Raw genomic sequence first — 10794 nt, forward strand, 5'->3', positions numbered from 1 at the left:
TTCCTCCAGGCCGAGCCCCCTGACTGGGAAAAAAACTGCAATCTCTACTCCTGGCATGGTTACGGCAATGCGCTCTTCCTCAACGGTGGGGCCGAGTGGACGACTTTCGCTACCCAGGTCATGCCGCAAATCCTCGCTGCTCAGCAGCCGGACGGCTCCTTCAAACGCGGTCGCCCCAACTGGCCTGCCGCCGATGCCGCTGATGCGACATATCGTCAGGCGCTCTGCACCTTGATTCTCGAAACCTTCTACCGCTGAGCCCGTGGCACAATTCAGGCCAGGACAAACATCGTCTCCGCCACCCGCTCTCCATTCACCTGCAACTCCACTCGGTGCCTGCCTGAGTAATGTTTCCGCGTGGTGAAATCGCGCACGACCTGCGATTTGACGAGTTCGATTTCAGCATGCGCCGGCAGGTCGATCTCGGTCCACTTGAAAACCTTCTCCGCGCTCCCTCCGCTCGCCTTCACATAATGCACCACGTAGTCGATCGCGAGTCGCTGCGAACGGCTTGACGTCGAAGTGAGCGCCGCAGTCAACGTGAGACGCTGCCCAAGTTCCAGGCGCGAAGGAGAAGCTGCCAGCTTCGCCGCGACCTCCGCCTTTTTGCCAAAGCCAAAGAGCTTCAGCGCACGCGGATGCCCGCGCTTGATCAGCGTGCGGCAGGCATGCTTCGCGATCCACTTCAAGTGCTCGCGTTCGAGATCCCACACTTCGAGCCGCTGCAAAACATAGTCGTGATGATCCTTCGTGATGTCATTCAGATGATTGGCCACGGATCGTCGCACAAACAGCGAGTCATCATCCTTGAGCGCTTCCAGAATCTTCGCCGTAGGCTCCGGGTCTCGCACCAGCGCCTGCAAACGCATGCCCCAGGGCAGACGTGGCCGTGATCCCTCGCTGGCCAGGCGGCGCACCTTCTCATCAGGGTCGGCAGTCCATGCGTGCATCATTTGCAAAGCACGTTTTTGATCCGCCAGAATGAACGGTCGCACCGCAAACTCCGCCGAGCCAAAGACCGTGAAAAACCGCAGCGCCTCCATCGAGAAATCGAAGTCATCAAGGCCGTACGTCGCCACGAAATCCCCGAGAAAGATCGTCACGAATTCATGCCCGATGCGCGGCGCGAGCTTCTGCAGCGCCCGGACCTTTTGTTGATACGTTCCTGGCAGCGCCGCATCCACGGCCACCGCGCACTGATGCACGCGCTGCATCAGGCTGCGGGCTTCAAGTCCATCGAGCACGGACTTCATGAAATCATCAGCACGAAACTTTGGCGCGATGCTGGCGAGTTCCTTGGCGATGGCCCGATAGCGGGCGGCATCAAACCATTCTTTAAGCTGTGGCGGAGGGGAAGGTTCAGGAGGCATGATCAGCAAGGTTTCACGGCAGGCGCTTGATGCGGATGTCTTTGAAGTAGAAAACACTTCCCGGATCATGCGCCTGCAGGGCGATGCCGCCGCCCTGCGGATCAAACAACCGTCCGGCACGTTCCGGCGGGCGCTTGACGTTATCCGGCTCGGTGTAGTCCACCACCGGCTTGTCATTGAGATGAATCATGATGCGCTTGCCGCTCACCGTGATGCGAATCCGAAACCACTGGCTTTCATCCACCGGCGATTGCGCGAGATCCACCACCGCATACAGGCTGCCGGTCTTGCGCTTCTCCTTGGCGGTGCTGTTGAGCTGAATTTCGTAACCCTTCGCCAGATGCAGCGCGCTGTCGCGCGTGGTCATGTCCGTATGAATAAAGATGCCCGAGTTGGAATTCGGCTCGCTGCGGCAGGTTGCTTCAAGCACGAAATTCTTGAAGCGCATGAAGCCGGTTTTCATGTCGCCCGCATAAAACAAGTGGGCGCTGGGCTTGGTGGCATGCGCCCGGATGGCTCCATCCACCACGGAGAAAGATTCCGCCATCACATTGGCCCGCCAGCCGCTCAGGTCCCGGCCATTGAACAAGGTTTGCCACTCCTCTGCGGCAAACAGGCAGGGGGCCGTCAGCAGCAGGGCAAGCAGGGAGATTCGGCGGCGCATGTGGGTCAGATTGGTTGGTTGCACGTTGGCGGCTTCTCGCCCAAATCGCAAGGATGCCTGCAACTTCCCGCCGCCTCCACGCCTTCACCGAATCCGTCATTCGCGCCATGACGCGCCTTTCCAATCAGCACGGCGCGATCAATCTTTCTCAGGGCTTTCCCGACTTCAATCCGCCGGAGGAACTCCTCACCGCATTGGAGCGCGCCACCCGTGGCCCCTTCCATCAATACGCCGTGACCTGGGGCGCGCCGCGTTTCCGCCAGGCCCTCGCCAAAAAGATCACCCATTTCTCCGGCACCCCCGTCGATCCGGACCAAAACCTCGTCGTCACCTGCGGCAGCACAGAGGCCATGATGTGTGCCATGATGACCTGCTGCGAACCGGGGGACAAAGTCATCGTCTTCTCACCCTTCTACGAAAACTACGCCGCAGACGCCATCCTCTCCGGTGCCGAGCCCATCTACGTCCCGCTGCGCCCGCCGCAGTTCGGTTTTGACCCCGATGAACTCGCCCGCGCCTTTGCACAGGGGGCCAAAGCTATCATCGTCTGCAATCCCTCCAACCCCACCGGCAAGGTCTTCACCCGTGCCGAGCTTCAGATGATCCTCGATCTCGCCGAAAAACACGACGCCTTCGTCATCACCGATGAGCCCTACGAGCACATCGTCTATGCACCGCATGAGCACGTGTACATGCACTCGCTTCCCGGTGCAGCAGAGCGCGTCATCGTCTGCAACTCACTCTCCAAAACCTACTCCATCACCGGCTGGCGTCTCGGCTACGTGCAGGCCGCCCCGCACATCATCGCGCAGGCGCGCAAGGTGCATGACTTCCTCACCGTCGGTGCCGCCGCACCCTTGCAGGAAGCCGCCGTCGCCGGACTCGAACTACCCGACAGCTACTACCACGGCCTGCGCGATCTCTACACCGAGAAGCGCGACATCTTCCTCAATCACCTCCGCGCCACCGGCCTCCCATTCACCGAGCCCCACGGCGCTTACTACGTCCTCATGGACATCTCATCCCTCGGCTTCCCCACCGACACCGAAGCCGCCGAATGGTTCGTGCGTGAAGTCGGCGTCGCCGGCGTCCCCGGCTCCAGCTTCTTCCGCGAACCCGAACACCGCTTCATCCGCTTCCACTACGCCAAGCAGGTGGAGACGTTGAATGCGGCAGGAGAAAAACTGCTGCGCGTGAAGCAGGGGCGGTGAGGGGACCTTCAACAGGTCAAAGATTCGCCGCATACGCCTGCAACTCACGATACTCCACGAGTATCCTCTTCACCGCCGCCACCGTCGCTTTCACCTGCGCGTCCATCGGTGCCAGCGCAGGCGTCTCAAACACGATCTCCAGCGCATGCGGCCTCTGCTCCGGCGGCGCGCTGAGGATGCCGAGGTAACCTTCCTTGATGATGCCGCGCGCGGCGAGGAAACCGTCGATGATGTGCTGCTCGTTGCGCGGCAAAAACTCACTCGCCGCCTGCAGCGCAGGTTCCAGCAGATGCTCACTCAGCAGCGCACCGCTGACAAATCCATAGCAGCCGTCAGACGTGTCATCGGAGTGCAGCGAGATGATCCCGTCATAGTGCTCACGCCGCAGCACGGCTTCCAGATAGACGACCTCAGGCTCAGTGGAGCCAAACCAAAACTCACGGTTCAGATCCAGCCCGCTATGGCTGTGTCGTGTGCCCAACGTTCGCCCCGTAGGATTGCAGATCGGAAAAAAATGCAGCTCATAGTCATGCAGTTCCTCCGGCCTCTCGGCAGCCCAGGTGATGAGCTCATGCGTGGCCAACGTGCCCGCCTCTTCATCCCCATGAATCCCGGCAAAGATGCCGATCTTGATGCCATGGCCCGTTTTCACGGGCTTGCTGACACTCTTCGGGATGAAGCTGCCTGGTTCTGGGGAATCCGTTTCAATCATCAAGTCTTCAGGGATGCGGCCACGCCGAGTGGCTGCCCGTGGTCTGCATTTGGAAAAGAAGAGGCATGCTTTCAAGTGCTGTCTTTGACATCGATTCCTCAGCAATCGGGTGAAGCCATAGGACCTTTGATAGAGTGGGCGTTAAAAAAATTGCAAACCCCGCCTCGGGCTGCGTTTCTACCTTCCAGTTTTTACCCATCCATGAGACTCCTCTCACTTACCATCCTCCTCGCTGCGCTGGCATGCACTGCCCGCGCTGAACTCAAACTCCCCGCCATCATTGGCGACAACATGGTGCTGCAGCAAAAGCAGACCAATCCGCTCTGGGGCTGGGATGCTCCCGGCACCGAAGTGACGGTGAAATTTGGAGACCAAACCAAGACCGCCAAGGCCGGTGCCGATGGCAAATGGACCGTGAAACTCGATCCAGTGCCTGCAAACGCGAAACCCGCGACGATTTCGATCAAAGGCACCTCCACCAAGGAACTCAAAAACGTGCTCGTCGGCGAGGTGTGGATCTGCTCCGGCCAGTCAAACATGCAGTGGAATGTCGGTTCCAGCTGGGACGCCGATCTGGAGATCGCCACCGCGAAGTACCCGAACATCCGCCTCATCACAGTGCCAAACGTGGGCACTCAGGAGCCCCAGAAGGATTTCAAAGGCGAGTGGAAAGAATGCTCGCCAGCAACGGTGGGCGGCTTCAGCGCCGTCGGCTTCTTCTATGGCCGCGTCCTGCACAACATGCTCGACGTGCCGGTGGGTCTGATCAACAACGCCTGGGGCGGCAGCGCTGCCGAGGCCTGGGTGAATCGCGGCGAACTCGAAAAAGACCCGCGCTTCAAGCTGCTGATGGAAAACACGAAGAAAAACGAGGCCTTCCTCACTTCCCCCGCAGCCAAGACCAAGTATGACGCCGATCTCGCCAACTGGCAGAAGCAGGCGGATGAAGCCAAGAAAGCCGGAAAACCCTTCACCGCCCGCGCTCCTGCCCCACCTGCCGCCTGGCTCAACGGCAACGCCCGCCCTGCCAACATCTACAACGGCGCATTACTCCCCACCATCGGCTATGGCATCAAAGGAGCCATCTGGTATCAGGGAGAAAGCAATGCCGGACGTGCCTATGAGTACGCCAGCCTCTTCCCCTTCATGATCCAGAACTGGCGCAATGAGTGGAAGCAGGGAGATTTCCCCTTCTACTGGGTCCAGCTGGCTGACTTCATGGCCGAAAAAACCGACGCCGGGCAGGCCACCGCCAGCTCCTGGGCCGAACTGCGCGAGAGCCAGACGACAACCCAGAACGCCATCAAAAACGGCGGTCAGGCCGTCATCATCGACCTCGGTGAAGCCAATGACATTCACCCGAAGAACAAGCGTGACGTGGCCGAGCGCCTCGCCCGCCTGGCTTTGGTCAAGGACTACGGCATGAAGCTGCCCTATCGCAGCCCCGAGTTCAAAGCCGCCGAGTTCGCGGGAGACAAAGTCATCGTCACTCTCGACACCTTCGGCAGCAGCCTGCGCACGGTGGATGTCACAGAAGTGAAGGGCTTTGTGGTTTGCGGTGAAGACAAAAAATGGGCCTGGGCCGAGGCTAAAATCACCGGCAAGGACAAGCTCGAAGTCAGCGCCAAGGGCGTCGCCAAACCCGTGGCTGTCCGCTACGCCTGGTCGGACAATCCTGTCTGCAACCTCTTCAGCATCGACGGCCTGCCAGTGACACCCTTCCGCAGCGACGACTTCGAAATGCTCACCAAGCCGAAGCAGTAACAGGTGGCTTGGCCCAGCGCGAGGTAGGGCGGCTTGTCCTCAAGCCGCCGCCGAACGTCTCAACGCGCGCTTTCCAGAAATCAGTTTCGGACAACGCTATCACATGATTCACGGAGTCCCCCGGCCTCACCAGCCGGGGGATTCTTATTTTCGGGTCACGGCTGACCACGCGGCACGAAACGGCCAGGAGATCACAGAAAAGACAGCCCCGACCAGACCGGCAATCAATCGCGCTGGCAGCTGCAGCAGGCGGAGCGCCGGGCGCAGCACGCCTTTGACCGCCGCGTTTTTCTCATAGGACAGGTGCACAAGGATGATGCCGATGATGCCGGCGAATTTAACCGCCTTGGCGATGTGGTAATGCCCTCCTGCCTCGCTGATGAGGCTGACACCACCGATTTCGACGACCTGTTTGACACTCTGATCCCAAAAGAGTTCCAGCCCCAGCAGCAGACCCACAAAGCCTACGAGCAGAAACGCCGTGTGCTCCAGCCAGGGCTGCCGCGCCAGCAGCTTGATGCAGTAACCCGCCACCAGCCGCAGCGTGATGATGCCGAGTGTCACGCCCACATAAACCAGCACCTTGCTGTCACGTGCGAAGGCCACGGCGGCCACGACGTTGTCAAAGCTCAGGCTCAGGTCGAGAAACGCGATCATCGCAATTGTTTTCGGAAAGCTGTGCTGGGCTGCCTTCACCGTCCCTTCCTCCTCACCTTCCTCCTGCTCCGCAAAATGGGCGCACATCAGCCAGACGAGGTAGAGCGAACCCACCAGCATCAGCCAGTGGTTGTCCATGATGATGCTGGCGGTGAGCAGCGCCACGATGCGAAAGCCGTAGGCCCCGATGTAGCCGATGTTCATCGCCATCTTGCGCTGCTTTTCATCCAGATGGGATGCCATCGCGGCAATCGCCAGCGCGTTGTCCACGGAGAGCAGCCCCTCAATGAGGATCAGGGCGAGCACGACGGGCGCACCGTCTTTGATTGTGGTCCAGACGTCAGTGGCGGCGAGAAATTCGAATATCATCAGCTCGCAAGATGGAGGACGCATCCCGGCTTTCCAGTACCAATTGGAGGCAAACAAAAAACACCCCGTTTCGGAATGCGAAACGGGGTGTCAGCAGGGGAGACCTGAAAAAATCAGTTATGAGTAGGAAGACTCCACCCGGTGCGCCACGTCCCGGTAGCCGTAGTCGGCGTTGTAGATTTCCTTCAGCGCGTCCAGGCTTGCCGCCTTGTCGCCCATTTTTTCCAGCACGTTGGCCAGCTCATAGAGCACTTCTTTCTTGGTGGCGTCCATGACGAGAAGCTCTTTGGAGGCCTCCAGCAGCGAGGTTTTGGCCAGATCGTTCATGTTTTTGCGCTCAAAGCAGCGTCCAAGCATGAGGATCGCCTTGATGCGCATGTTGGGGTTCGACTTCGCCTGCTGCAGCTCGGGCAGCGCCTCGCCGTACATGCCTGCGTTGAAGTAGGCCTGGCCCAGTTCGTAGCGCAGTCCCTTGTCGGTCGGGTTGCGGTCCACGCGGGTCTTGGCCTCGCTGATGACCACACTCGCACGCTGGCGGCGGATTTCGGCCAGCTGCGCGCGTTTGTCATCAATGTCGGGCGCATCCGGATCGGTTTCGATCTCGCGCTCATAATCCGCGATCTTCAGATCCTGCACCTTGTCGCGCAGGATTTCCACCTTGCGCTGCAGGGCCACGTCACCGGCGTTCAGAGTGAGGGCGTAATCGTAGAACATCAGCGCAGTATCGAGCTGGCCGAGGCGCTCGTACAGATCCGACATGCGCTTGACGATGACGATGTTCCCCTGGTCGGCGTTGTACTGTTCGATGGTTTCCGCAAGGAACTGCTCCATCTGCTCCTGCGTCATGCCCTGGCGGCTGAGCATTTCCAGCTTCGCGGCCTCGCCGGAATCCTTCATCGCATCCTTGAAGTTGGCGGAGCCCCAGCCCTGATTTTTGATGGAGCCAGATGCAGCAGCGTTCTTTTCCCCCTGCGTGGCTTCCATGTCACGCGGGTTGACCTTCAAGATCGCATTGTAGGTGGCAGCGGCTTTTTCTGGCAGACCCACCGCCATGTAGTGCTGCGCCAGCTTGTGCATGTTCTTGGTGTTCTCAGGATGCCCGCCGCGGATGGTCTCCAGGGCAAACGACGCCAGCTCCGGGAACTGCAGCTTCATCGCCAGATCAAAGAGCTGCTCATTCGCGTTGAGATTGAAAGGGTCCTTGCGGAACACGTTTTCCTCCATGTCGGCGATGGTCTCCGCCGGATCTTTTTTGGAGCTGGGCTTTAAGCCACTCAGGCCGAAGCTGAACTTTTTGCCACTGCCGACGACTTCGCCTTCAGCGCTGCGCAGCAGCTTGCGGCCATCCAGAAATCCGACGTTGGCCGTCACGATGGGCAGCACCTGGTCGATCACATAGTCCCAGTTTTTCCGCTCGGCGGAGATGAGGGCTTTCTTCCAAAGGGCTTGATACTTGGGGTCGAGTTCTGCTTCCTGAACGATCATAATGCTTGGGGTTCTTGACGTGTTTGAATGTAAGTGGGCGGCGGTTATTTCTTCCCGCCACCAAACCATGCGGCGATGCCACGCAGCTCCGCTCCCGTTCCTTCCGTCAGGCCCTTCATGCTGAATCCGTGCTCAAAGAGCACCATCCAGACAAAAGTGGCGACGAGGAAAGCGAGGGTCCAGAGGACTTTGGAGAGAATGCGCATGCCAGAATTTTGATTACTCTATGAAGAAAAGGGGGGAATCGTCCAGCACGGAGTTGCGCAGATGAAAAATGGCAGGCGGCTTCATTCCTTCTCAAACAGCAGCCGCAGACTGTTTAAACACACCACCACCGTGCTGCCTTCATGCGTCAAAACACCCAGCGTGAGGGGCACGATGCCGAACAAGGACGCCACCGCCATCACGATCACACTGCCCAGGGAAATGATCAGGTTCTGCTGAATGATGCGCCGCGCTCGCTGGCTGATGCGCCGTGCAGAGAGCAGTTTTTCGATCTTGTCCTGCATCAGCACCACGTCGCTCTGCTCCAGCGCGGCGTCACTGCCTCGTGCACCCATGGCCACGGACACGTAGGCGGCTGCCAGGCTCGGCGCGTCGTTCACGCCATCCCCGATCATCGCCACCTTGTGGCCGGCCAGCGTCAGTTCGCGGATCGCCGCCACCTTGTCCTCCGGGTGCAATCCGGCGCGCACTTCGGCGATGCCGAGTTTCTCCCCCACCTCGATCGCCGCCGCTCGGCGGTCTCCGGTCAGCATGATCGTGCGCACGCCTTCGGCGGCCAGTTTTTCCAGCACGGCCCGGCTCCCGGCCCGGATCTCATCCTTCAGCAGCACCCGTCCCACGATCTGTTCATGCACCACCCAGACCTCGCTGAAGCCCAGCGGTGCGTCCGGCACCCCGGCCAGCACCGCCCCCAAGGCGCTGTCTTTGACAAGCTCACGCCGTCCCACGTAGCTCAGCCCTGCGGCGGTACGCCCACGCAGTCCCTGGCCGGTGATCGACTGAAATTCGGCCAGTTTTTCCACCACGATGCCCTGCGCCTTGGCATATTGCGTGACTGCACGCGCGATAGGATGGTTCGAATTCGCCTCCAGGCTCGCGGCGATCCGCAGCACGTCCTCCTCCCGGCCGGCAGGGAAGCTTTCGATCTTCGTCACCTTCAGTTCGCCTTCCGTCAGCGTCCCCGTCTTGTCCATGGCGATGACATCCACCTCGGCCAGCTTTTCAATCGCAGCACCGCCACGGAACAGCACGCCGCGCCGCGCACCCCAGGCGATCGCCGCCAGGATGGCCGAAGGAATCGAAAGCACCAGCGCGCAGGGGCTCATCACCACCAGCAGCGTCATGGCGCGGTAAAACGACGACTTTGATCCCGCCATGTTTTCGAAAGGAGGAATGCCAAAGCCCAGCCACCACACGAAAAACATCAGCGCCACGATCCCGAGCGTGAGCAGCGTGTAACGCGTGCCAAAGCGGTCCGTGAACCGCTGGCTCGGCGCGCGTAGATGCTGCGCGGTCTGGATCATCGTGATGATTTTTGCCAGAGCGCTTTGCGTCGCCAGCCGGTCCACACGCACCTGCACCATCCCCCATTGGTTCAAAGTGCCCCCGTAGATGGATGCGCCCTTCTCCTTGGCGATCGGCAGCGCCTCACCGGTCAGCGTCGATTCATCCGCCGCCGTCGATCCCTCAATGACCGTGCCATCCACGGCGAAGAGCTCGTCCGGCTTCACCACGATCACATCGCCCACCTGCAGCGTCTGCACGCCACGGTCAGCCGTCGTCCCATCGGGTTGCAGCACATGCGCAAATTTGGGGGCCGCCTTCGTCAGCGCATTGATCTCCCGGTGCGTGCGGAACATCACAAAATGCTCCAGCGCACCCGAGGTCGAAAACAGGAACAGCAGCAGTGCCCCCTCCTCCCACGCGCCAATCGACACCGCACCGGTGGCCACGGCCAGCATCAGGAAATGCACATCGAGCCGCCGCTCGCGCAGGTTTTCCCAGGTGTCCTTCGCCGCGTCCCATCCGCCGGAAATCAGCGAGATGGCGAACAAGCTTTTTGGCAGCCAGGACGGTGCGGAAAAGAAACGCTCGGTGATGTAGCCCGCCACCAGCGTCACGGCACACAGCCCCGCCTGCAGCGCCAGCATGCGCCACTCGTCGTCGCTCTCCTTCTCCATCTCATCCGGTTCCGGCCACGCAAAGTCGCGCCATTTCCAGAACTTCGGCGCCGTCGGGCAGGAGGGTTTTTCGAGTACAAAAGCCCCGTCCGCCTTCTGCTGCACATCCAGCATGCCGCTGCTCGGCGGCACCTGGCCGTTTTGCTTCAGCCACCGCGCGTCCACCGCCCGCAGCACCTCGGAGAGCTTCGCCTGCAGCAGTTCGCCGTCCACCTGTCCCAGGGTCGCCATTTCCACCCGCTTTGAATCCGGATTCAATCGGATCGACTCAATCGCAGGCTCCTCCATCAGGAAATCCGCCAGCGCAGCCATCCAGGTGGATGAGTCGGGAACTGCTGGAGTGGAATTAGGCATGCGTGTGAAGGTGAATCACTAC

Annotated in this window: 9 protein-coding genes and 1 pseudogene; 3 read left to right on the forward strand and 7 right to left on the reverse strand. The window is 60.3% G+C overall.

What is annotated here, in order from left to right; genetic code table 11:
* Positions 1 to 258, forward strand: a pseudogene (locus ACIREA_RS17085) (hypothetical protein); the annotation flags it as partial.
* A 14-nt stretch (positions 259 to 272) separates the two neighbouring features.
* Here the strand turns inward: ACIREA_RS17085 and ACIREA_RS17090 are convergent.
* A complete protein-coding gene (locus tag ACIREA_RS17090) occupies positions 273 to 1370 on the reverse strand; it encodes a DNA alkylation repair protein (RefSeq protein ID WP_397383522.1) in 1098 nt (365 codons plus the stop codon).
* 13 nt (positions 1371 to 1383) lie between these two features.
* Entirely contained in the window at positions 1384 to 2034 is a 651-nt protein-coding gene (locus tag ACIREA_RS17095) for a DUF1080 domain-containing protein (RefSeq protein ID WP_397383523.1), read from the reverse strand.
* Positions 2035 to 2087: 53 nt separating this feature from the next.
* On the opposite strand from ACIREA_RS17095, the gene ACIREA_RS17100 reads away from it, so the two are divergent.
* Entirely contained in the window at positions 2088 to 3245 is a 1158-nt protein-coding gene (locus ACIREA_RS17100; RefSeq protein ID WP_397383525.1) for a pyridoxal phosphate-dependent aminotransferase, read from the forward strand.
* Between the two features lie 16 nt (positions 3246 to 3261).
* On the opposite strand, the gene ACIREA_RS17105 is transcribed toward ACIREA_RS17100, so the two are convergent.
* A complete protein-coding gene (locus ACIREA_RS17105) occupies positions 3262 to 3957 on the reverse strand; it encodes a succinylglutamate desuccinylase/aspartoacylase family protein (RefSeq protein WP_397383526.1) in 696 nt (231 codons plus the stop codon).
* Positions 3958 to 4158: 201 nt separating this feature from the next.
* Between ACIREA_RS17105 and ACIREA_RS17110 the strand changes: the two genes are divergently transcribed.
* Positions 4159 to 5721 (forward strand): sialate O-acetylesterase, encoded by a 1563-nt coding sequence (locus tag ACIREA_RS17110; protein WP_397383528.1) that lies wholly within the window; start codon positions 4159 to 4161, stop codon positions 5719 to 5721.
* Between the two features lie 144 nt (positions 5722 to 5865).
* Here the strand turns inward: ACIREA_RS17110 and ACIREA_RS17115 are convergent, their stop codons facing one another.
* The 4 genes from ACIREA_RS17115 to ACIREA_RS17130 all read right to left on the reverse strand — a co-directional run bounded on the left by ACIREA_RS17115 (position 5866) and on the right by ACIREA_RS17130 (position 10772).
* On the reverse strand, positions 5866 to 6747 hold the full coding sequence (locus tag ACIREA_RS17115) for a hypothetical protein (RefSeq protein WP_397383529.1): 882 nt from the start codon (positions 6745 to 6747) through the stop codon (positions 5866 to 5868).
* Between the two features lie 117 nt (positions 6748 to 6864).
* Positions 6865 to 8232 (reverse strand): tetratricopeptide repeat protein, encoded by a 1368-nt coding sequence (locus ACIREA_RS17120; RefSeq protein ID WP_397383531.1) that lies wholly within the window; start codon positions 8230 to 8232, stop codon positions 6865 to 6867.
* Positions 8233 to 8276: 44 nt separating this feature from the next.
* Positions 8277 to 8438: a hypothetical protein gene (locus ACIREA_RS17125; RefSeq protein ID WP_184339791.1), complete on the reverse strand. Its 162-nt coding sequence runs from the start codon at positions 8436 to 8438 to the stop codon at positions 8277 to 8279.
* A gap of 81 nt (positions 8439 to 8519) precedes the next feature.
* Positions 8520 to 10772: a heavy metal translocating P-type ATPase gene (locus tag ACIREA_RS17130; RefSeq protein WP_397383533.1), complete on the reverse strand. Its 2253-nt coding sequence runs from the start codon at positions 10770 to 10772 to the stop codon at positions 8520 to 8522.
* Between the last annotated feature and the right edge of the window lie 22 nt (positions 10773 to 10794).

Source organism: Prosthecobacter sp. (genome assembly GCF_044373815.1).
GTDB lineage: Bacteria > Verrucomicrobiota > Verrucomicrobiia > Verrucomicrobiales > Verrucomicrobiaceae > Prosthecobacter.

Bases quoted from the DNA above. Each gene is read 5' to 3' on its own strand.
- ACIREA_RS17125 (WP_184339791.1), bottom strand. From the start codon at position 8,438: ATGCGCATTCTCTCCAAAGTCCTCTGGACCCTCGCTTTCCTCGTCGCC.
- ACIREA_RS17100 (WP_397383525.1), top strand. From the start codon at position 2,088: ATGCCTGCAACTTCCCGCCGCCTCCACGCCTTCACCGAATCCGTCATT.
- ACIREA_RS17090 (WP_397383522.1), bottom strand. From the start codon at position 1,370: ATGCCTCCTGAACCTTCCCCTCCGCCACAGCTTAAAGAATGGTTTGAT.
- ACIREA_RS17105 (WP_397383526.1), bottom strand. From the start codon at position 3,957: ATGATTGAAACGGATTCCCCAGAACCAGGCAGCTTCATCCCGAAGAGT.
- ACIREA_RS17130 (WP_397383533.1), bottom strand. From the start codon at position 10,772: ATGCCTAATTCCACTCCAGCAGTTCCCGACTCATCCACCTGGATGGCT.
- ACIREA_RS17095 (WP_397383523.1), bottom strand. From the start codon at position 2,034: ATGCGCCGCCGAATCTCCCTGCTTGCCCTGCTGCTGACGGCCCCCTGC.
- ACIREA_RS17115 (WP_397383529.1), bottom strand. From the start codon at position 6,747: ATGATATTCGAATTTCTCGCCGCCACTGACGTCTGGACCACAATCAAA.
- ACIREA_RS17110 (WP_397383528.1), top strand. From the start codon at position 4,159: ATGAGACTCCTCTCACTTACCATCCTCCTCGCTGCGCTGGCATGCACT.
- ACIREA_RS17120 (WP_397383531.1), bottom strand. From the start codon at position 8,232: ATGATCGTTCAGGAAGCAGAACTCGACCCCAAGTATCAAGCCCTTTGG.